A 20,863-nucleotide genomic window follows, 5' to 3' on the forward strand; every position below is an offset into this window, starting at 1 on the left:
TGGGCCGCCCCGCCCTCAGCCGAGGCGGAACGCCCGCCACGTAGAGTGGTTGACCGTGACGGACGAGGCGGTCGAGCTACGCGACATCGTCGTGCGCTACGGCGACACGACTGCGGTCGGCGGGGTCTCGCTCACCGTGCCCCGCGGCCGGGTGCTCTCGCTGCTCGGGCACAACGGCGCCGGCAAGACGAGCCTGCTGCAGGTCTGCGAGGGTTTCCGGCGGGCCGACAACGGCAGCGCCCGGGTGCTGGGCCTCGACCCGATGGACGACCACGACGCGTTGATGCCCCGGCTCGGCATCATGCTGCAGTCGGGCGGCGTCTATCCGTGGGCGACGGCCGGCGAGATCCTGCGCCTGTTCGCCTCGTTCGCGGCCACCCCGCTCGATGTCGAGATGCTGCTCGACCGGCTGGGCCTGCGCAAGTTCGAGCGTACGCGGTGGCGCCGGCTCTCCGGGGGCGAGCAGCAGCGCCTGAGCCTGGCCATCGCGCTCGTCGGCCGACCCGAGCTCGTCTTCCTCGACGAGCCCACCGCGGGCATGGACACCGAGGCCCGGCACACGACGTGGCGGCTCATCGAGGAACTGCGCGCCGACGGCGTGTCCGTGCTGCTCACCACCCACCTGCTCGACGAGGCCGAGCGCCTGGCCGACGAGGTCGTCATCATGCGCTCGGGTGTGGTCGCCGCGACCGGCTCGCCCGCCGAGCTGACCGCGGCCGCCGGCATCGACCTGCTCGAGGTGCGTGCCGATCCCGGCCTGGTGCCCGACGGCTGCCTGTCCGAGTTCAAGGTCACCGAGGCCACCCCGGGGGAGTACGCGATCACCGGCGCTCTCGACGCGGCGGCCATCTCCGGCGTGCTCGGCTGGTTCGCCGGCGCGGGCGCCCGGGTCACCGCCGTGAACACGCGCCGGCGCACCCTCGAAGACGTCTATCTGGCATTGACCTCGGGGGAGAAGGTTCACCGATGAGCGGCGTCTTCACCCCCGCCCCCGGCCGGGCGCCCCTGCGCGGCGTCGTGGCCAGCCAGATCCGCATGGAGCTGACGCTGACCGCGCGCCGCGGCGAGGCCGTCGTGCTGGCCCTGGCCGTCCCGCTGCTGGTGATGCTCGGCGCGGGCCTGACCGAGGTCACCAACGTGCCCGGCGACGACCGGCTGGCCTTCGTCGTGCCCGGGGTGCTCGCGCTCACCGTCATGTCGACGGCGTTCACCGGCCAGGCGATCACCACCGGTTACGAGCGCAGCTACGGCGTGCTCAAGCGGCTCGGCGCTTCCCCGCTGACCCGCCCCGGCCTGCTCTTCGCGAAAACGGCGGCGGTGCTCGGCCTGATCATCGCGCAGCTGGTCGTGCTGGCCGCGGTGGGCGTGGCCGTCGGCTGGCGTCCGCATCTCGGCGCGCTGCTGCCCGCGCTCGGCGTCACCGTGCTCGCCACCGCGGCGTACAGCGGCCTGGCCCTGCTCATGGCGAGCCTGCTGCGGCCCGAGGCCACGACGGGCGCCGCCACGCTGATCTACGTGTTGATGCTGGCGGCCGGCGGCATCATGTTCGCCGCCCCCGACCTGGGCACGTTCGGCTGGTTGCTGCTGCCGCTGGCCGCGCACGCCGAGGCGCTGCGGGCCACCCTGTCGTACGGCGGTAGCGTGCCCGGCGCGATCTGGCTGAGCCTCGGCGCGTGGGCCGTGGTCATGGTGACCGCCGCCGCCCGCAAGTTCCGCTGGGAGTAACGCGCCCCGAGCCCGGGCACAAGGACACGCCGAGGCTGCCCCGAGCTGTCCACCGATCGGCTGACAGCGGCTGACAGCGGTTGACGGCCGGGTGGATGTCGCCGCGAAACCCCTGACCCAGCAGTATCGATGGTATGACAGCCATTGAGGTGCGCGGCCTGCGAAAGGCCTACAAGGGCCACGAGGTGGTCCGCGGCATCGATCTCGACGTGGCCCGCGGCGAGGTGTTCGCCCTGCTCGGCCCGAACGGCGCCGGCAAGACGACCACCACCGAGATCCTGGAGGGGCACCGCCGGCGGGACAGCGGCGAGGTGCGGGTGCTCGGCGAGGACCCGGGTACGGCCGGGCCGGAGTGGCGGGCCCGGATCGGCATCGTGCTGCAGGACACCGACGACGCCGCCGACCTGACGGTGCACGAGATGATCAAGCATGTGAGCGGGTTCTATCCCGGCCCTCGCCCGGTCGCCGAGGTGATCGGCCTGGTCGGGCTCGAGGAGAAGAAAAAGAGCCGCATCCGTACGCTCTCCGGCGGTCAGCGCCGCCGGCTGGACGTCGCGCTCGGCATCGTCGGCCGCCCCGAGCTGCTGTTCCTCGACGAGCCCACCACCGGGTTCGACCCCGAGGCGCGCCGCCGTTTCTGGGACCTGGTCCGCGCGCTGGCCGCCGAGGGCACCACGATCCTGCTCACCACCCACTACCTGGAGGAGGCCGAGGCCCTGGCCGACCGGCTGGCCGTGCTGGCGAGCGGGCAGATCGTCGCCGAGGGCACCCCGGCCGAGCTGGGCGGGCGGGCGTCCGCCGCCGCCCGGGTCACCTGGCACGAGAACGGCGTGCGGCACAGCGAGGAGGTGGCCGACCCGGCGCCGCTGCTGCGCAAGCTGCTCGCCGCCGACACCGACCTGAGCACGCTGACCGTCACCCGGCCCACGCTCGAGGACGTCTACCTGAGCCTGATCGGAGCGAACCGATGAGCACCCTCACCCTCGGGGTCAGCCGCGGACACGTCGAGCTGCTCCAGTTCTTCCGCGACCGCACGGCCATGGTCTTCACGTTCGCGTTCCCGGCCCTGCTCCTGCTTCTGTTCGGCACGATCTTCCAGGACTCGTACGACCAGCCGGGGGTGAGCGCCGCCCACGTCTTCTCCGCCAGCATGATCGCGTACGGGATCCTCACCACCGCCTTTGTCACGATGGGCGCCGGGCTGGCGATGGACCGCGAGGACGGCACGCTCAAACGCCTGCACGGCACGCCGATCAGCGCCACCTCGTACGTGCTCGGGAAGTTGCTCCTGGTCCTGGTCCTGGCGGTGGCCGAGGCGGTTCTGCTGATCGGGGTCGGCGCGCTGTTCTTCGGCATGTCGTTGCCGGACGCGTCGCATGGGGTCGCGTTCGCCTGGATCTTCGTGCTCTCGGTGATCTCGGCGTCGCTGCTCGGCATGGCGGTCAGCACGGTGGTCAAGCACGCCCGTACGGCCGGCGCGATCCTCAACGTGCCGGTGGTGGTCCTGCAGTTCATCTCGGGCGTGTTCATCTACCCCCTCACGCAGCTGCCGTCGTGGCTCATCACCGTCGCCTCGATATTCCCGGTGAAGTGGATGGCCCAGGGCTTCCGCTACGTCTTCCTGCCCGACGGCATGCGGGTCAACGAGGCGGCCGGCCAGTGGGAGCTGGGTCGCATCGCCTTGGTGCTGGGCGCGTGGTGTGTGGTCGGATTGGTGCTGTGCCTGGCGACGTTCCGGTGGAGCCGGTCCGACCGGTGAGCCCGGAGGACCAGGAGCTGCACCAGCGTCCGACTGAACAGACCGGTCTGAACGATGCCGGTTGGCGCGGGTGTCTACGCTCGGCCGGTGCTCAAGATCGTGCGGTTGGCGCTCGCGGTGGCGATCAGCGCGGCCGCGGCCCTCGGGGCGGTCCGGCTGCTGACCCCCGCCGACGGCGATTCCGGCGTACGGCGGCAATTGGCCTTTCTGCGGCACGAGCTGGAGTCCGGCGCTGCCGAGGACGCGCAGAGGCTCTTCCCCGAGGGCTATTTCTTCCTGTACGCCCTCTACGGCCTGACTTCCGTCGACGCCGGCCGTCCCGACGACGCCCGCTGGGCCCTGTCCCGGCTCGAGTCGGACGCCGGCCGCGCGCCGTTCCTGGGTGACATGCCCCTGCGGTACGGCGTCTTCTATCGCGGCTGGATCAACTGGCTGCGCGGCGGCATCGTCGGGCTCACCCGAGACCCGGCCGAAACCCGCACCTTCCAGCAGGAGTCGGCCGCCATCGCCGCAGCCTTCGACGAGTCCCCGACGCCGTACCTGGTCTCCTATCCCGGGCAGGCGTGGCCGGTCGACTCCACAGTCGCGATGGCCTCGCTGCGCCTGCACGACAAACTGCTCACCCCCGCGTACGACGCCACCGCCCTCCGCTGGCTGGCCGGCGTCAAAGCCCGTCTCGACCCCGCCACCCGGCTCATCCCGCACACCGTCGACGCCGCTGCCGGGGAGCCCACCTCCGGCGCCCAGGGCACATCCCAGAGCCTGCTCAACCGCTTCCTGCCCGAGATCGACGCCTCGTTCGCCGCCCAGCACTACAGCCGATTCCGTACGGCGTTCCTCGACGCCCCGCTCGGCATCGGCCCCGCCGTCCGCGAACACCCGCGCGGCTCCGACGGCCCCTCGAACGTCGACTCGGGCCCGCTCGTGCTCGGAATCAGCCTCTCGGCCACCGCCGTAGCCATCGGAGCGGCCCGCGTCCACGGCGACACCTCCCTGGCCACCGGCTTGTCCCAGTTCGGCGAGGTCGCAGGCGTCCCCGTCTCCACCCCGTGGACCAAGCGTTACGCCCTGGGCGTGGCCCCCATCGGCGACGCCTTCCTTGCCTGGTCGAATTCCGCTCGCCCCTGGGTCGCCACCGCGGAGCCGCAGCCGCCGACCCGCTTCATCTCCCGCTGGTGGCGCCTCCCACTGCTCACGTTCTTCCTGGCCGTGGGCGCCGCCCCGTGGCTGCTGGGCGCCGCCTTCCGCCGCCGTCGCTCGGTAGCACCGCCTGCCTAGGGGCCGTTCCGTTCCGCATCCAGGTTGCGCCACCACGGCTGCTTCACTTGAACCGCCCGGGGTGGGGCTATCCGGGATGGAACAAATCCTCAAGCATCGCTTGGGACCTGGCAGGCAACGGCTCTCCTGGAAAGAAGCGCTCACACAACTCCAGCGCGGCGCGAAGGTCCGTGACACCGATGATGCTCGCTAGGGAGCGCAGGTCTTCCTCGTCGCGGGTGCGAGCGGCAAACGCCTTCATCGCGAACACGTGTTCCGGCGACGCCGCCATCACCCGGATGCCCGGATGGTCGAACACCTCACGCTTGCCGGCATCGTGCTGGGCAGAGACATAAGAGCTGGCCTGCTCGTTGAGCCACCACGGTGGCAAACCCAGAGCCTCTGCGACGTTACGGGCCTCCTCCAGCACGACGCCGTGCGGCACGAAGGTCGCGTCCACATCACGGGTCACCCGCTGTGCGTCGTAGGCCAAGGCCATTGCTGCTCCGCCGACGATGAACAAGTCAGCTACCACGCCCCTGCGAACCAGCCTGTCGCCGAGAGCAGCGAATGCCTGAGCCAGCTCAGCGCGCCCAAGGAGGCCATCGTCGCTCATGCCGCCTCAAGATCCCGGGCAGAGAGGTAGACGCCGTGCTTGCGGAACGCGGCAGGCGCTGAAACCAACGCTTCCATCCGCTTCGACCTGAGCGACGACGGAAACCAGGGGGTCCCCAGCACCCGGGCGCGTGACCACTCCGGTGGAGCGAGATCCAACTGAGCAGCGAGATGTTCTGCAATGGCTGCCAGCAACACGTCCCACTGCTCGTTGCCGATCAGCGGCGGCTCGTCGAGAAAAAGCCCAGGTTGTTGCCGTTCGGCAGCCCACCTGTATTCCTCGAAGAACTCCCAGACGAGCTTCCACCGGATTTTCTCGTCGTGCCGGGGGGCGAGTTGGCCCGCGAGGTCGGCAAGGGTCATCGGCTGGTACGCCATGGTCACATGTCTAGCGGAAGTCGGTCATCAACACCAAGACGATCGTACGGCGGTTCAGGTCCGCCGCGTGGCGTCGAGGTTGCCGCTGACATTGCCCTCACCCGGGTCACCCAGTGCCTACTGGTCGATTTAAGCCGAAAAAAGCGTTCCGCCGCTAACGAGGCGATAGGCCGGTTAGATTACGGAAGGCGAGAAGCTGGATCTTTCTCGGCTTTCGCTGCTCGCCCGGCCCAAGCCGGTTCCCCGAGCCCGCCCATCGGTGCGGTACCCGAACAGGCAAACCCGCCGCAAGGCGGGGACGCAAAGCCAGGGGCCTCCCCGACGGAGGCAGCCCAGCCGCCGAAGGAGACAGAAAAACATGCGCTATCCCAAAGCCCATGCAGACTCGAGCGGCTGGGTTCCGTTCGCTCTGCGTGGCCGTAAGTCCGTGCGAACAGCACTGGCATTCGCCGTGGCCGGCATCGTCGGTCTGCCGGTCATGGTGTCGTCGCCCGCATTCGCGACGACACCTGACCCGACACTCTCCATGCCCACCCCATCGGCTGTGACTGAGGGTGGCAACATCACGTTCTCGATGACCTCCACAACCAGTGGGACGTGGACCATCACCACCACGCCTGCCGTAAGCAATGGAGCTGTCTCGGGCACTGATTACACAGCGCTCCCAACGACGCCGTACACAGTTACGTTCGCTGGGGCCGAGACCAAGACGGTCGTGATCACCACAACGGATGACGCGCTCTACGAGAACGCGGAAACCTTCACGCTGCGCGCGACCAATGCGAACGCGACTGACTGGACTGAGGCCGTTGGCACGATCAACGACAACGATTCCAAGCCGTCGTACACGCTGACTGCCTCGCCGACGACGGTGACCGAGTCCGCTGGCGCCAAGAGCACCATCACGGCGACGCTGAGCGCGCCTTCGGGTGTCGAGACGACTGTTGGTCTGACCACGGCCGATGGAACCGCCACCAGTGGGGTCGCGCCGGCCGGTGACTACACAGCGCTGGTAGGTGCACCCACCGATCAGATTGTGATCGCCGCGGGTCAGCTGTCCGGGACGAAGGACGTTTCGGTCACCAATGACACCGTGAAGGACGCGCAAGACACCGAGTCGTTCACGGTCAACGGTCTTGTTGTTGGTACCACCCTGCCCACGACTGCTTCGACCACGGTCAGCATCAAGGACGCCCAGGCCACTCCGAAGCTCACTTTGTCCGGCGGTGGCCAGACCAACGAGGGGTCCAACGCGACCTACACGGTGACCACCGACACCAAGTCCGAGGTGCCGATCACCGTGCAGTGGGAGGCGGTCGACACGACGCCCGCGACCGGCAACGGCAAGGCAACGCCGGGTTACGACTTCACCTATCCGGCCAACCGCAGCGTCACTATCGCTCCCGGGGGCACGAGCACCACCATCACCGTCCCCACCCTCACGGACTCGCTCGACGAGCCCAACGAGGACTACGCGATCCAGCTGCTGAGCCCGACCAACGCGGCTCTCGGTGCGACGATCAAGGCCACCGGCACCATCGTCGACGCGGTGGGCGACCTCGGCCCGACCGTCACGATCTCGCCGTCCTCGGTGACCGAGGGCGATGCCGACAAGAAGTGGGCGACCTTCACCGCGTCGTTGAGCAGCCAGTCGGGCAAGACCGTCAAGGTCGACTGGGCGACTGTGGACGGCACCGCGCTCGCCGGCAAGGACTACGTCGCGGGCAGCGGCCAGCTCGTCTTCGAGCCGGGGACCACCACGCAGACGTTCACCGTGGACATCATCGGCGACCGGATCGACGAGGGTTCCGGCGAGGCGTTCACCGTCACCACCACGGCCGTCCCGGGGGAGACCCCGGCCAGCCTCAGCGCGAGCGGTCCGGCCACGGTCACCATCACCGATGACGACTCGGCGCCGACGATCGCTTCCTTCGACGACAGCCTCGTCAAGGAGGGCAACGACCCCTGGGTGTCGGTGCTGCCGATCAAGCTCAGCAACCCGAGCGATCACGCGATCAAGCTCGACCTGACGGACACGCCGGGCACCGCGTCCAACGCCCTCGGCGTTGTCGGCAGCTACGACTACACCCTGCTCAACACGACGGTGACCATTCCGCCGGAGATGACCACCGGCTGGGTCGCTGTGCTCGTCAACGGAGACGCAGTCTTCGAGGGTGACGAGACGACCAGCATCACCGCGACCGCACAGGCGGGTGTGAACGGGCAGAACTACATGACTTCCCCGTTCGCCGACTCGGCGACGCTCACGCTGCAGAACGACGACGACGCCCCTGACCTCGAGGTCACCAGCGTGACAGGCGCGGAAGGCGAGTCGGTCGCTGTCAAGGGTGTCATCACCGGCCAGTCGCAGAGCTCCACCGTTGTCAACGTCACCTTCACCGGAGGCTCTGTTTCCGGCAGCAAGGCCGCCGACAACAACGACTTCAGCAACCCGGGTGTCCAGCCGCTCACCATCGCGGCCGGTACCGCGCCGGGCACCATCGTCAACATCACGAGTATTCCGCTGACCCAGGACAACGTCGCGGAGCCGGCTGAGACGATCATCGCTTCGGGCTTCGGTGTGGGCAATGTCGGCACCGTGACCGACGGCATCATCACCATCGCGGCCAACGGTGGCACACCTGGCGAGGAACCCGGTGAGGAGCCTGGCGAGGAGCCCGGTGAGGAGCCCGGTGAGGCTCCGAAGCCGACCATCAAGGCGCCCGCCCGCGTGACCGGTCCGTCGACCGTCGAGGTGGACGGCACGGTTGCTCCGAACGCGGAGGTTCAGGTCTGGGGTGGCGCGGTCGGTAGCGGCGCGCTCAAGCCGCTGCGGACCATCACCGCTGACGAGGACGGCTACTACTGGTTCGAGCAGCGGATCACCTCGGGTTACCGGTTCGCCACGCTGTCGCAGAACATGCGGTCCAACGAGGTCGCCGTCTTCATGACGCAGAACCCGACCCTCGTGGTCTCGACCACGACGCGGGGTCAGCTGAACCTCGGCGTCAAGGGCAACCCCGCCGGGGCCGGCCAGACCGCCGCGATCCAGCAGTGGCGTAACGGCGCCTGGGTCACCATCCGCAGCGGCAAGACCGGCGCGGACGGTGTCTACCGGACCGGTCCGAAGTTCGCCTCGGGCAGCTCCGTTGTTCTCCGTGCCTGGGTGGCCGGTGAGCCCGGCCGGGGCACGCTGCCGAACTTCACCGCGCAGCAGCGGGTGACCGTTCGGTAAGTAACTAGCAGGAACGAAGACGGGGGCGGCCACTCGGCCGCCCCCGTCGCCTCGTGAGGGACTAATCCACCTCGGCCACAGCTTGGGCGAACTGGGCGGAATACAACCGGGCGTAGGCGCCGCCCTCGGCGATCAGCGAGTCGTGCGTTCCCTGTTCGACGATCTGGCCGTTCTCCATCACCAGGATCACGTCGGCGTCGCGGATCGTGGACAGGCGGTGGGCGATCACGAACGACGTCCGGCCCTCGCGCAGCGTCGCCATCGCCCGTTGGATCAGGACCTCCGTACGGGTGTCCACCGAGCTCGTGGCCTCGTCGAGGATCAGGATGGACGGCTCGGCGAGGAACGCCCGTGCGATGGTGATGAGCTGTTTCTGGCCGGCGCTGACGTTGGAGCCCTCCTCGTCAATCACCGTGTCGTAGCCGTCGGGCAGCATCCGCACGAAAGCGTCGACGTGAGCCGCGGTGGCCGCGCGCTCCACGGCTGACATGTCGAAGGAGTCGGCCCCGTACGCGATGTTCTCCGCGATCGTCCCCCCGAACAGCCACGTGTCCTGCAGCACCATGCCGATCTCTTCGCGCAGTTGCTCGCGGGGCATGGTGGCGATGTCGACCCCGTCGAGCAGGATCCGCCCCGAGTCCACGTCGTAGAACCGCATCAGCAGGTTGACCAGCGTCGTCTTGCCCGCCCCGGTGGGGCCGACAATAGCCACAGTCTGCCCAGGTTCCACAACAAGCGACAAGTTCGAAATGAGTGGCTTGTCGGGAACATACCGGAACGAAACGTCGGAGAAGACGATCTCACCCCGTACGGAATCAAGGGCGACCGCGGCGGGCTCGGGTGACTGCTCGGAAGCGTCCAGCAAAGCGAACACCCGCTCGGCGGACGCCACACCCGACTGGATCAGGTTCGCCATCGACGCCACCTGGGTCAACGGCTGGCTGAACTGCCGCGAGTACTGGATGAACGCCTGCACCTCGCCCAGCGACAACGACCCCGAGGCCACCCGCAGGCCACCCACCACGGCCACCAGCACATAGTTCAGGTTGCTGATGAACATCATGGCCGGCTGGATCAGCCCGCTGATGAACTGCGCGCGGAACGACGACGCGTACAGCTTGTCGTTGTGCTCCTGGAACACCTCGGCGGCCTCGTCCTGCCGGCCGAACACCTTGACCAGCGAGTGCCCGGTGAACATCTCCTCGATGTGCCCGTTGAGCTTGCCCGTGGTGGACCACTGCGCCACGAAGTTGGGCTGCGAGCGCTTGCCCACAGCTGTCGTGACGAAGAACGAGACCGGCACCGTGATCAGCGCGATCAGGGCGAGCAGCGGCGAGATCCAGAACATCGCGCCGAGCACCCCGACGATCATCAGCAGCGACGTGATGAGCTGGGCGAACGTCTGCTGCAGGGTCTGCGCGATGTTGTCGGTGTCGTTGGTGGCCCGGCTCAGCACCTCACCGCGGGGCTGCTGGTCGAAGTACGACAGCGGCAGCCGGGACAGCTTCGCCTCCACCTCCTGCCGCAGCTGGTAGACCGCCGTCTGGACGACGTGCGCGGTGATCCGGCCCTGCAGGATGCCGAACAGCCACGCGAACACGTACACGATCGCGACCCAGGCCAGCACCCGGGCCAGCTGGTCGAAGTCGATGCCGCGCCCGGGGACGAAGTCGAGCGCCGAGAGCAGGTCGGCCTGGGTGTTCTCGCCCCGGGCGCGCAGGCCCGCGACCACGTCGGCCTTGGTGACGCCGGCGCCGAACATCTGCCCGATGACGCCCTTGAAGATCACGTCGGTGGCGTGTCCGAGCAGGTAGGGGCCGATCACCGACAGGGCGACGCTGACCGCGCCGGCCAGCACCACGAAGCCGACCAGCATCCGCTGCGGTTTGAGCCGGGCCAGCAGGCGTTTGGTCGAGCCCTTGAAGTCCTGCAGTTTCTCGGTCGGGGCGGGTCCGGCCATCATCCGTACGGCGGGAGGCCCACCGACCGGAGGGCCGGGGCGACGGGGCGCGGTCACGCTGCTGCCTCCTGTGCTGTGAGCTGCGACAGGACAATTTCCCTGTACGTCGCGTTGGTGTCCATGAGTTCGGCGTGTGTGCCCGTGCCGGCGACCCGGCCGTCGTCGAGCACCACGATCCGGTCGGCGTCGCGGATCGTGCTCACCCGCTGGGCCACGATCACCACCGTGGCGTCGGCGATGTGGTCGGTGAGCGCGGCCCGCAGCGCGGCGTCGGTGGCGTAGTCGAGCGCCGAGAACGAGTCGTCGAACAGGTAGATCTCGGGTTTGTGCACGAGCACCCGGGCGATCGCGAGCCGCTGCCGCTGGCCGCCGGAGACGTTGGTGCCACCCTGGGCGATCGGCGCGTCGAGGCCGCCCTCCATGCGCTCGACGAAGTCGCGGGCCTGGGCCACCTCGAGCGCCCGCCACAGCTCCTCGTCGGTGGCGTCGGGATTTCCGTACCGCAGGTTGGAAGCGACCGTGCCGGTGAACAGGTACGGCCGTTGCGGCACGAGCCCGACCAGCCGGGACAGCAGCGCCGGGTCGAGCTCCCGGACGTCGACGCCGTCGACCAGCACCTGGCCGCCGGTCGCGTCGAACAGCCGGGGGATCAGGTTGAGCAGCGTCGTCTTGCCGCTGCCGGTGCTGCCGATGATCGCGGTGACCTCGCGTGGCCGGGCGGTGAGGTCGATGCCGCACAGCACCGGAGACTCGGCCCCGGGGTAGTGGAAGTCGACGCCGCGCAGATCCAGCCGCCCGTGCTGCGTCACCGACGTCACCGCCCGTACGGGGGGAACCACGCTGGAATCGGTGCCCAGGACCTCCTCGATGCGCTCGGCGCAGACCTCGGCCCGCGGGATCATCACGAACATGAAGGTCGCCATCATGATCGACATGAGGATCTGCATGAGGTAGCTGAGGAACGCGGTGAGCGCGCCGATCTGCATCGCGCCGGAGTCGATGCGGTGGCCGCCGAACCAGAGCACCGCGACGCTCGACAGGTTCACGATCAGCATCACGCTCGGGAACATCAGCGCCATCAGCTTGCCGACCCTGAGCGACACGTCGGTCAGCTCGTCGTTCGAGACCTCGTACCGCTGCTGCTCGCGCTCGTCGCGGACGAACGCGCGGATCACCCGGATGCCGGTGATCTGCTCGCGCATGACCTGGTTGACCCGGTCGATGCGCTTCTGCATCGAACGGAACAGCGGCCGCATCCGCGCGATGATCAGCGCGACGGTGGTGACCAGGATCGGGATGATGACCAGCAGCAGGGCCGAGAGCGGCACGTCCTGCCGCAGGGCCAGCACGATGCCGCCGACGCACATGATCGGCGCCGAGACCATCAGCGTGAAGGTCATCAGGACGAGCATCTGGATCTGCTGGACGTCGTTGGTGGTGCGGGTGATCAACGAGGGCGCGCCGAACTGGCCGACCTCGCGGGCCGAGAAGTCCTGCACCTTCGAGAAGATCGACGCGCGGACGTCCCGGCCGACCGCCATGGCCGTACGGGCGCCGAAGTACACGGCGACGACCTGGGCGGCGATCTGGCCCACGGTGACGGCGAGCATCCAGCCGCCGATCCGCATCACGTAGCCGGTGTCGCCCTTGACCACGCCGTTGTCGATGATGTCGGCGTTCAGCGTCGGCAGATAGAGCGTGGCCAGGGTCTGCAGGAACTGGAAGAGCACGACGAGCGTGATGTCTCGCCGGTAGGGCCGTAAATGCCCTCGGAGCAGTTGGATGAGCACTAAGGGGTCCCCCGTCGGATGAGCAGCCCGTCGAGCAGCAGGGACACCGTGTCCTCGCCGCTGAAGCCGTCCGGGTCGCCGAACGGCCCGTACGTGTTGGCGCCGCAGAAGAGCAGCAGCAGTGAGGCCACCGCCGCCGGTGGACGGCGCAGCTGAGCGCCGTCGGCCGCGATCACGTCGGTGAGCGCGGCGTGAAGCCGTTCCCGGTTGGTGGCCAGGCGCGCGGCCGTCTCGCCGTCCTTCCCCGCGATGATCAGCTTTCGGGCCGCCCCCATGAGTTGAGCGTTCCCGGCGAAACGGGCGTGCACGAGCTCGGTCGCCCGCACCAGCCGCTCGCGCAGCGGCAGGCCACGGTCGACCTGGTTGAGCGCGTCGATCGTCGGCTGCGGGTCGAGCGCCTTGATCACCGCGCAGACCACCAGCGCCGTCTTCGTCTCGAAGACCCCGAAGATCGTGCCCTCGGCCACGCCGGCGGCCTGGGCGATCTGCCGGGTGCTGAGGTCGACCCCGTGCTCGTGCAGCAGCGGGATGGTCGCGGCGACCAGGGCCTCGCGACGCTCCTCAGGGGCCAGCGCGGGCACCCGCCGTCGTCTGTTCTCCACGTCCGCCCACTCTAATGAGCGAGCACTCACTCAGCCACTGATATTTGTCATGGGTCGTGACGCGGGCCGGTTTCGCTCAGGTTGCCGGCCGCCGGGTCGATCGAGGCGCCCGTGCGGAGAGTCGAGATGGATGGTCACACGGCCGAGTACTGGGCGCGTCAGCTGCGCATCGGTGCCGGCATCGCGGCCGTGGTCACCGCGATCGGGGGCGTCCGGATCGCTCTGGGCTGGGCGCCGCCGGACCGGTGGTGGCTGATCCCGGTGGTGCTGGTCGTGCTGGCCCAGGCCGCCATGATCGGGTTGCCCTGGGCCCGGCTGGTGCGCGACCGGCGCACCACGCGCCGGCTGCGGGCCTGGTGGTTCGGCGAGGTGCCGGTGATGCTGCTGTTCGGCTGGGTCGACCCGGACGGCTGGATGCTCTACGTCCCGGCCGCGGTGCTGCTGCTGATCACGGCGGCCGCGCTCTGGTCGCCCCGGTTCGTCATCGGCCTCGGCGTGCTGTCGGTCGGCGGCTACGCCGTCCTGCTGCCGGTGCGGGCCGGCACCGACCTCGGCACCACGTTCGTGCTGGTCGCGATGATGACCTGCGTGGTCGGCCTGACCGCGATCCACGCGCAGAGCCGCCGGTGGCTCGACGACCGCCGCCAGGCGACCGAGCACCGCGCCGAGACCATGCTGGCAGCCTCGGCCGACGCGGTGATCGCCATCGGGCCGGACACCACGATCCGGTACGCCAACGCGTCGGTGAGCCGCCTGCTCGGCTTCCGGCCCGGCTCGCTGATCGGCCGCCGGCTCAACGAGCTGCTGCCCGACGACCGCCACATCCTTGCCGACACGTTCCTGGACGACCTGGTCGCGCTGCCGACCGGGCAGAGCCGGCGGGCCGAGTCGCAGCTGCGCAACGCGGCCGGCGAGTGGGTCTACCTGGACGTGCTCGCCACCAACTGGATGGACGACCAGGACATCGAGGCCGTGGTGGTGAGCCTGCGCGACATCGGCGCCCGGCGCGCCCTCGAGGACAAACTGCACCGGCAGGCGTACACGGACTCGCTGACCGGCATGCCCAACCGCGCGCTGTTCCGGCGGCGGCTGGAGGAAGCCGTGTCCGCCGGCGGCGCCGAACCGGTCACCGTGCTGCTGCTCGACCTCGACGACTTCAAGCTGGTCAACGACAACCTCGGGCACAGCGCGGGCGACGAGCTGCTGTCGACGATCGCCGGGCGGCTGCGCCGGCACGTACGCCCCTCCGACGTGCTGGCCCGCCTCGGCGGCGACGAGTTCGCGATCCTCATGCACGACCTCGAGCCCGGGGACGCCGCCGCGCTGGCCGAGCGGCTGGTCCGCACCATCCGCGAGCCGATCCGCCTGGCCAGCCGCGACGTCACCTGTTCGCTGAGCATCGGCATCGCCACCTCGGCCGGACACGGCGAGGAGACTGTCGACGCCGACCACTTGCTGGGCTACGCCGACCTCGCGATGTACGCGGCCAAGCGGGCCGGCCGCAACGGCTACGCGGTCTTCGACCCGACCATGACGATCTCGGTGCTCGAGGAGGCCCAGCTGCGCAGCGACCTCGAGCAGGCGCTCGAGCACGACCAGTTCCGGGTGCTCTACCAGCCGGTGGTCGACATGCAGACGCAGTGTGTGACCTCGGTCGAGGCGCTGGTGCGCTGGCAGCACCCGAAGGACGGCCTGCTCGGGCCGTACCACTTCATCGCCGCGGCCGAGGCCAACGGCCTGATCGTCCCGCTGGGCCGCTGGGTGCTGCGCGAGGCCTGCGCCCAGCTCGCCCGCTGGCGCGCGGAGTCACCGGCCGCCGCCGGCCTCAAGGTCAACGTCAACCTGTCGGCCCGTCAGTTCCAGTACGCCGGCCTGGTCTCCGACGTCGCCGAGGCGCTGGCCGACGCCGGCATCGACGCCGCCTCGCTGACCCTCGAGATCACCGAGTCGATGCTGATGGAGGACATCGACACCGCCAAGAGCACCCTGCACGCGCTGCGCGCCCTGGGCGTACGCCTGGCCATCGACGACTTCGGCACCGGGTACTCGTCGCTCAGCTACCTCAAGCAGCTCCCGGTCGACGTCATCAAAATCGACAAGACCTTCGTCGACGACGTGCACATCGACGCCGACGACGTAGCCCTGGTGGACGCGGTGGCCGGCCTCGGGCAGGCGCTCAAGATGCAGACCGTGGCCGAGGGCATCGAGACCGACGAGCAGTGGACCACGCTGCGCACCATCGGCATCGACCACGGCCAGGGCTACCTGTTCGGCCGTCCCGCCGCGCCGGACGAGATCAACGAGCTGCTGACCAGGGTGAGCGCCATCTCCGCGTGAGGCTGAACCACCGGCCCCCACCCAGCGTGTACCTGGTGGCAGGTGTGTAATCCAGCGGTGAGGATGCTTCCAGTGTCGGTCAGCAAGCACGTACGCCGGATCGGCGGCGCGGTGGTCACCACCTTCGCCGCCGTCCTCGTCTTTCTCGCCCTGGTGATGCCCGACCAGATCACCCGTCTCCCACCCGGCAACTTCTGGGGCACAGCCCTGGTCCGGGTGCCGATCGAGGGCCTGCTCGTGGCGGCGCTGCTGCTCGCGCTGCCGGCCCGGGCCCGCCGCATCACCGCGACCGTGCTGGGTGTCGTCCTCGGCGTGCTGACCGTTCTGAAGATCATCGACATCGCGTTCTTCGCCGTGCTGGCCCGCGCGTTCGATCCGGTGCTCGACTGGGCGCTGTTCAAGGACGGCTTCAACTTCCTGGTCGACTCGGTCGGCCGGGGTGGCGCGATCGGCGTGGCCGTGGCCGGTGTCCTGCTGGCCGTGGCGACGATGGCCGCGATGTTCTTCTCCGTACGGCGTCTCAGCCGTCTGCTGCCCGCCCACCCTCGCCTGGTCCGGGGCGGTGTGGTCACCCTGTCGGCGGCCTGGGTCACCCTCGCCGTGATGGGCTTCCAGCTCGTCGGCGGCATCCCGGTGGCCAGCCAGGCCGCGGCCGACCTGGCCCGCGACACGGTGCTGGCGGTGCCGCAGGACATCCAGGACCGCAAGGACTTCGCCCGCGAGGTGCAGGACGACGCGTTCCGCGACCTGCCGCAGGGCCAGTTGCTCAGCGCGCTGCGCGGCAAGGACGTGATCATCGGGTTCGTCGAGAGCTACGGCCGCGACGCCGTCGAGAACCCCGCCTTCAACCAGCCCGTCGTCGAGAAGCTGCGCTCCGGGCAGCAGGCGCTCGAGGCCAAGGGCTTCCACGGGCGCAGCGGCTATCTGACCTCGCCCACGTTCGGCGGCGGCAGCTGGCTCGCCCACTCGACGTTCCTGTCCGGCCTCTGGATCGACAACGAGAACCGTTACCGCAGCCTGGTCTCCACCGATCGGCTCACGCTGACCTCCGCCTTCGGAAAGGCCGGATTCCGTACGGTCGGGTTCGAGCCCGGCGTGACGTTCGCCTGGCCCGAGGGGCAGTTCTACGGCTACCAGCAGATCTACGACTCGCACACGCTCGGCTACCAAGGCCCGGCGCTGAGCTGGTCGACGATGCCCGACCAGTACGTGATGAAGAAGGTGCACGACTACGAGTTCGGCAAGGCCGGCCGCCCGCGGCTGCTGGCCGAGGTCACGCTGACCTCAAGCCACACGCCGTGGACGCCGGTGCCGCAGATGCTGCCGTGGGACGAGATCGGTGACGGCTCGGTCTACGGTCCCACCGCGGCGGCCGCCGAGAGCCCGCAGAAGCTCTTCGCCGACGGCAAGAAGGTCAAGCGGGCGTACGCCGGGTCGGTCGCCTACTCGATCGACACCCTCCTGTCGTACGTGCAGGAGTACGGCGACGACAACCTGGTGCTCGTCCTGCTCGGCGACCACCAGCCCGCCTCGGTGGTGGTCGGCACCAACTCCACCAAGGACGTGCCGATCTCGATCGTCGCCAAGGACCCGAAGGTGCTCGACCGCATCGCCCCGTGGGGATGGACCGACGGGCTCACCCCGGCGCCCGACGCGCCACTGTGGCCGATGAACGAGTTCCGCGACAAGTTCCTCACCGCCTACAGCCCGCAGGGGGAACCGCACTGACCGTGCACCGACCGCGCCGACGGCTGCGCTGACGGCTGCACTGACGGCAAATCGACACAGATCTACTCGCGCGTAACTGACGTTCCGTAACCATCATCCGCTTAGATACGCCTCGGAGGCCGCGAGGGGGCGGCCCTCGAGGTTGAGCGGGGAAGTGAAGTGGAAGAGCCGAAGCGACCGTCCCGAGCGGACAGTCTGAGGCTGACGCGCATGCCGGACGTACGACTGCGGGAAGCGGCGACGCTGTCGCCCGCGGTGCCGCCGCCACCGCCGTCACCGCCGTCATCGAGACCGCGAAAGTCGCGTAAGCGCTGGTGGGCGGCGAGTGGACTGGTGGCGGCGCTGCTCCTGGCGGGCGGGCTGTACGTGGCCTACCGGGCAACGACGGAGAAGGCGCTGCCGGCGGCGAACCTGCCGTCGCTGGCCGTCCCGGTCGTGCCGACCGTGCCGGCGGCCACGCCGGGGGCGACGGCGGCCGCGACCCAGCCGGTGGCGCAACCGTCGGCCGCCGTCAGCGAAGCGCTCGCGGGGCCGGTCACCAAAGTGCCCAGCTCGTCACCGACGGTGACTAAGGCGGCCGCGCCGAAAGTCACCGGCAAGGCGAACCCGGGCGGGGCCAACCTCGCGCTGAGCGGGGTCGTCGCGGCCAGCAGCACCGAGGGCGGCCCGTTCACGGCGGACCAGGCCGTCGACGGCGACCCGTCGACACGCTGGTCCAGCGGTTTCGCCGAGCCGCAGTGGCTGCGGGTCGACCTGCGCGAGCGCCGGCAGCTGACCGAGGTCACGCTGGTCTGGGAGCACTCGCACGCGACCGCCTATCGCGTCGACGTCTCGCTCGACGGCCGGACCTGGCGGCGGATCTTCTCGACCACCGCGGGGCAGGGCGGCACGGTCACGGTCGCCGCGGGCGGGGCGGTGGCGCGTTTCGTGCGCATGTACGGCACCAAGCGGTCCACCCAGTACGGCTTCTCGCTGTTCGAGTTCCAGGTGAAATAGCCGGTACGGGGCGCTCCCCGCAGGGAGCCTGCGGGGAGCGCCCCGACGATCGACCGGGACCTAGTCGATCGTCGGAGGAAGGTTCTGGGCCGCCTTCAGCGCCGCGGCAGCACTGGAGTACGGGTTGTGGGTGTAACTCCGGTCGAGTGGGCCCGGCACCTTGAAGTACGAGGCAACCAGCTTCGCCGGATCACTTGCGATCTCGCCCCGGGCCACCGCGTCGTTGCCGTCGTCCCATCCCCACGGCGCGTTGGCCGAGTTGACGCCGCAGCTCCAGGTGCCCTGCCCGCAGCCGCCCGAGGTGTCGCCGGCGAACGTGCCCAGGTTGGCGAAGAGGCTGGTGTTGGTGCGCTGCGCCCACAGGCCGCCGCTCGCGAAGAGGTCGATCAGCTCGTACCGCACGTCACGGTCGTCCGGGCTGCTGGGCGCCTCCGACGTGCCGGCCGTGGGGTAATAGACGACGCCGTCGCCGTCGATGTCGTACTGCGGCCACGCCTTGAGCCCGTGCCCGCCGCGTTCCTGCGCGGTCACCGGGTGCTGGAACGAGTCGTGCGGCGAGGCCTTGAGCTGCAGCGTGCCGTCGATCGTCTCGCTGCCGTTGGTCCAGTCGCTGCCGGCCGGGACGTAGGAGTAGAAGTCGGTGTGCGCCACGGTGACGGCGGCCTTGAGAACCCCGTACGGGGAATCGTCTTTCTGCACGATCGTGAGCACACCTTCGCCGTCGTTCTCGTGCTCGGTCTCGAAGAACGGGTGGTCGATCCAGTCGCGGGGGTGGAAGAAGAAGTACGTCAGGTAGTAGTGCGTTCCGGTCTCGAGCACCGAGTAGTAGACGGCCGCCGAGGTGTTCGACCCGGCGTTGTCCCAGTTGTCCCGTCCGTTCAGGTTGCCGTCGAAGTCATAGCGGGTGATGAAGTCGCTCTTGCCGCCCAGCGCGTGGGCGCCGGTGACGTCGACGTCCTGGTAGTGGATCGGCGCCCAGCGCAGCGCGAGCTCGGCCCGGCTGGGCGCGGCCTGCGCGCGTTCGGCCGCGTGTGCTGCGTTTGCCGCGCTTGCTGTCCCGGCCTGCGCCGTCGCCGGGTTCACCATTGCCGTGGAAGCCGCCACCATGAGCGCGCCGGCCAGGCCGTACGCGGTCCTGCGAACCATCCCCATGAGCCCTCCTCGTCGAGCATCGATGATCGTAAATCTAAGCGGGACGGGTGGACATGGGGAGACCGGAAAATGGCGAGCCGGCGGCGGTTACGCTGTGCCGGTGTTCAAGGTCGATCTGGGTCAGGGCGCCGAGCTCCGTCAGCTGAATCCGTGGCAGGCCGAGGAGTTCCTGGCCCACATCGAACGGGCGCGGGCCATGGTCGACCCGTGGATCCCGTGGGCCAGCCGCAGCACCGACCTCGAATCGGCGCGCAAAACCCTGCAGAAGTACGCCGACCTGGAGTCCCGGGGCGAGGGCCGGATCCTCGGCATCTGGCTCGACGGCGCACTGGTCGGCGGCGTCATGATGTTCGGCTTCGACGACGTCTCCGGCGTGTGCGAGATCGGCTGCTGGCTCGAACCCGCGGGCACCGGCCGCGGCCTGATCACCAAGTCGTCCGCGCTGCTCATCGAGTGGCTGATCCGTGACCGCGGGGTCTACCGCGTCGAGTGGCACTGCCGCAGCGACAACGTGGCCAGCTCGAACGTGGCCCGCCGCCTGGGTCTCAAACACGAGGCCACCCTGCGCGGCAACTTCGTGTGGAAGGGCGTCCGCCACGACACCGAGATCTGGGCCGTCCTCGCCCCCGACTGGCAAGGCGTCGAGGCCTGACCGTGCTGCCCGACCCCGAACTGACCGCCCGCCGCGAACACGGCCATGACGTGCCGCTGCTTCTGTGGCGCCTGCCAACCCCCGTACGCGCGATCTCCTCAGCCGTCCTGGGCGGGGGCATCGGCCCTTGCGAGTGGCTGATCAACGTCTCGGTCCCCATGTCCTACAACCACGACGACCCCGCCGACCACTTGACGGCCATGGCCGCCGGCCTGGGACTGCACGGCCCCGGAGTCGGCCTCCTGACCGGCGTGGACGTAGCCGACGTGGTAACCGCCTCCGACGGGGGAGTGCGCCTCTGGGCCACCGTCGGCCTCGGCGCCCCGATCCAAGCAGCTGCTGGACACCCCACCTCCGACGCTCCGCCCGCCCACTCGCGCCTCGTTTCTGGTGCCCCGTCCGCCCACTCGCGCCTCGTTTCTGATGCTCCGTCCGCGGCTGTGCCCGCCTACTCCCGCCCCGCTGCCCGCGTTGATGCCGATATAACGGATTTATCCGATACGTATGATGTGGCTGGAGGTTCGGAACTGTCGGCCTCGCCGCATGTTCCCAGCCCCGCCGCCGCCTCTCACGATCCTGATATTTCGGATTTGTCGGGCGCGAGCAGGGGTGTGGGAGATGGATACGGCGGGCGAGCCGTGCGTGGGGCGCCGTCGGCGAAGTCCGTAAAGAACGTG

16 protein-coding genes, 1 pseudogene and 1 riboswitch are annotated in these 20,863 nt (G+C 69.3%); of the genes and pseudogenes, 11 read left to right on the plus strand and 6 right to left on the minus strand.

Annotated elements, in window-relative coordinates:
* The first annotated feature begins 55 nt into the window (after window positions 1-55).
* The 5 genes from C8E87_RS24005 (at window position 56) to C8E87_RS24025 (ending at window position 4,762) form a co-directional block, all read left to right on the plus strand.
* Window positions 56-970: an ABC transporter ATP-binding protein gene (locus C8E87_RS24005; protein WP_133875172.1), complete on the plus strand. Its 915-nt coding sequence runs from the start codon at window positions 56-58 to the stop codon at window positions 968-970.
* Complete coding sequence (locus C8E87_RS24010; RefSeq protein WP_133875173.1) at window positions 967-1,725, plus strand: ABC transporter permease; 759 nt, start codon at window positions 967-969, stop codon at window positions 1,723-1,725. The genes C8E87_RS24005 and C8E87_RS24010 overlap by 4 nt, the downstream gene beginning before the upstream one ends.
* 134 nt (window positions 1,726-1,859) lie before the next feature.
* The gene (locus C8E87_RS24015; protein WP_133875174.1) at window positions 1,860-2,696 is read left to right on the plus strand and encodes an ABC transporter ATP-binding protein; all 837 of its coding nucleotides are present in this window, start codon (window positions 1,860-1,862) and stop codon (window positions 2,694-2,696) included.
* Complete coding sequence (locus tag C8E87_RS24020; protein ID WP_133875175.1) at window positions 2,693-3,484, plus strand: ABC transporter permease; 792 nt, start codon at window positions 2,693-2,695, stop codon at window positions 3,482-3,484. Before C8E87_RS24015 ends, C8E87_RS24020 begins: the two co-directional genes overlap by 4 nt.
* An 87-nt stretch (window positions 3,485-3,571) precedes the next feature.
* Window positions 3,572-4,762 (plus strand): hypothetical protein, encoded by a 1,191-nt coding sequence (locus tag C8E87_RS24025; protein ID WP_133875176.1) that lies wholly within the window; start codon window positions 3,572-3,574, stop codon window positions 4,760-4,762.
* A 67-nt stretch (window positions 4,763-4,829) separates the two neighbouring features.
* On the opposite strand, the gene C8E87_RS24030 is transcribed toward C8E87_RS24025, so the two are convergent.
* Both C8E87_RS24030 and C8E87_RS24035 read right to left on the minus strand, forming a co-directional pair.
* On the minus strand, window positions 4,830-5,357 hold the full coding sequence (locus C8E87_RS24030) for a DUF6036 family nucleotidyltransferase (protein ID WP_133875177.1): 528 nt from the start codon (window positions 5,355-5,357) through the stop codon (window positions 4,830-4,832).
* Window positions 5,354-5,734 carry a hypothetical protein gene (locus tag C8E87_RS24035; protein WP_133875178.1) on the minus strand — a complete coding sequence of 127 codons (381 nt, stop codon included), beginning with the start codon at window positions 5,732-5,734 and terminating at the stop codon, window positions 5,354-5,356. The genes C8E87_RS24030 and C8E87_RS24035 overlap by 4 nt, the downstream gene beginning before the upstream one ends.
* Before the next feature lie 265 nt (window positions 5,735-5,999).
* A riboswitch (cyclic di-GMP riboswitch) is annotated at window positions 6,000-6,078 on the plus strand.
* A 230-nt stretch (window positions 6,079-6,308) separates the two neighbouring features.
* Here C8E87_RS24035 and C8E87_RS24040 point away from each other — a divergent pair.
* The gene (locus C8E87_RS24040) at window positions 6,309-8,969 is read left to right on the plus strand and encodes a Calx-beta domain-containing protein (protein WP_438866190.1); all 2,661 of its coding nucleotides are present in this window, start codon (window positions 6,309-6,311) and stop codon (window positions 8,967-8,969) included.
* Between the two features lie 61 nt (window positions 8,970-9,030).
* On the opposite strand, the gene C8E87_RS24045 is transcribed toward C8E87_RS24040, so the two are convergent.
* The 3 genes from C8E87_RS24045 to C8E87_RS24055 are packed head-to-tail and all read right to left on the minus strand — an operon-like array spanning window position 9,031 to window position 13,321.
* The gene (locus tag C8E87_RS24045; RefSeq protein ID WP_133877046.1) at window positions 9,031-10,932 is read right to left on the minus strand and encodes an ABC transporter ATP-binding protein; all 1,902 of its coding nucleotides are present in this window, start codon (window positions 10,930-10,932) and stop codon (window positions 9,031-9,033) included.
* Window positions 10,933-10,982: 50 nt separating this feature from the next.
* Window positions 10,983-12,719, minus strand: a complete 1,737-nt coding sequence (locus C8E87_RS24050) for an ABC transporter ATP-binding protein (protein WP_133875180.1) — start codon at window positions 12,717-12,719, stop codon at window positions 10,983-10,985.
* Window positions 12,719-13,321, minus strand: a complete 603-nt coding sequence (locus C8E87_RS24055; RefSeq protein ID WP_133875181.1) for a TetR/AcrR family transcriptional regulator — start codon at window positions 13,319-13,321, stop codon at window positions 12,719-12,721. The genes C8E87_RS24050 and C8E87_RS24055 overlap by 1 nt, the downstream gene beginning before the upstream one ends.
* A gap of 126 nt (window positions 13,322-13,447) precedes the next feature.
* Here C8E87_RS24055 and C8E87_RS24060 point away from each other — a divergent pair, with 126 nt between their 5' ends.
* From C8E87_RS24060 to C8E87_RS46405, 3 genes are all read left to right on the plus strand, one after another.
* Window positions 13,448-15,658 (plus strand): putative bifunctional diguanylate cyclase/phosphodiesterase, encoded by a 2,211-nt coding sequence (locus C8E87_RS24060; RefSeq protein WP_239079905.1) that lies wholly within the window; start codon window positions 13,448-13,450, stop codon window positions 15,656-15,658.
* A 63-nt stretch (window positions 15,659-15,721) separates the two neighbouring features.
* Complete coding sequence (locus tag C8E87_RS24065; protein ID WP_133877047.1) at window positions 15,722-17,386, plus strand: LTA synthase family protein; 1,665 nt, start codon at window positions 15,722-15,724, stop codon at window positions 17,384-17,386.
* Between the two features lie 210 nt (window positions 17,387-17,596).
* On the plus strand, window positions 17,597-18,382 hold the full coding sequence (locus C8E87_RS46405) for a discoidin domain-containing protein (protein WP_133875183.1): 786 nt from the start codon (window positions 17,597-17,599) through the stop codon (window positions 18,380-18,382).
* 60 nt (window positions 18,383-18,442) lie between these two features.
* Here C8E87_RS46405 and C8E87_RS24075 read toward each other — a convergent pair whose 3' ends face one another.
* A complete protein-coding gene (locus tag C8E87_RS24075) occupies window positions 18,443-19,534 on the minus strand; it encodes a hypothetical protein (RefSeq protein WP_239079906.1) in 1,092 nt (363 codons plus the stop codon).
* Window positions 19,535-19,634: 100 nt separating this feature from the next.
* On the opposite strand from C8E87_RS24075, the gene C8E87_RS24080 reads away from it, so the two are divergent.
* Window positions 19,635-20,186: a GNAT family N-acetyltransferase gene (locus C8E87_RS24080; protein WP_133875184.1), complete on the plus strand. Its 552-nt coding sequence runs from the start codon at window positions 19,635-19,637 to the stop codon at window positions 20,184-20,186.
* 2 nt (window positions 20,187-20,188) lie between these two features.
* Window positions 20,189-20,515: pseudogene (locus C8E87_RS46965) on the plus strand (adenosylcobinamide amidohydrolase); the annotation flags it as partial.
* Window positions 20,516-20,863 lie beyond the last annotated feature (348 nt).

Origin of the sequence: Paractinoplanes brasiliensis (assembly GCF_004362215.1) — a bacterium.
Lineage (GTDB): Bacteria > Actinomycetota > Actinomycetes > Mycobacteriales > Micromonosporaceae > Actinoplanes > Actinoplanes brasiliensis.

Bases quoted from the DNA above. Each gene is read 5' to 3' on its own strand.
- C8E87_RS24065 (WP_133877047.1), top strand. From the start codon at position 15,722: ATGCTTCCAGTGTCGGTCAGCAAGCACGTACGCCGGATCGGCGGCGCG.
- C8E87_RS46405 (WP_133875183.1), top strand. From the start codon at position 17,597: ATGCCGGACGTACGACTGCGGGAAGCGGCGACGCTGTCGCCCGCGGTG.
- C8E87_RS24030 (WP_133875177.1), bottom strand. From the start codon at position 5,357: ATGAGCGACGATGGCCTCCTTGGGCGCGCTGAGCTGGCTCAGGCATTC.
- C8E87_RS24075 (WP_239079906.1), bottom strand. From the start codon at position 19,534: ATGGGGATGGTTCGCAGGACCGCGTACGGCCTGGCCGGCGCGCTCATG.
- C8E87_RS24015 (WP_133875174.1), top strand. From the start codon at position 1,860: ATGACAGCCATTGAGGTGCGCGGCCTGCGAAAGGCCTACAAGGGCCAC.
- C8E87_RS24020 (WP_133875175.1), top strand. From the start codon at position 2,693: ATGAGCACCCTCACCCTCGGGGTCAGCCGCGGACACGTCGAGCTGCTC.
- C8E87_RS24060 (WP_239079905.1), top strand. From the start codon at position 13,448: ATGGATGGTCACACGGCCGAGTACTGGGCGCGTCAGCTGCGCATCGGT.
- C8E87_RS24045 (WP_133877046.1), bottom strand. From the start codon at position 10,932: ATGATGGCCGGACCCGCCCCGACCGAGAAACTGCAGGACTTCAAGGGC.
- C8E87_RS24010 (WP_133875173.1), top strand. From the start codon at position 967: ATGAGCGGCGTCTTCACCCCCGCCCCCGGCCGGGCGCCCCTGCGCGGC.
- C8E87_RS24040 (WP_438866190.1), top strand. From the start codon at position 6,309: ATGACCTCCACAACCAGTGGGACGTGGACCATCACCACCACGCCTGCC.
- C8E87_RS24035 (WP_133875178.1), bottom strand. From the start codon at position 5,734: ATGGCGTACCAGCCGATGACCCTTGCCGACCTCGCGGGCCAACTCGCC.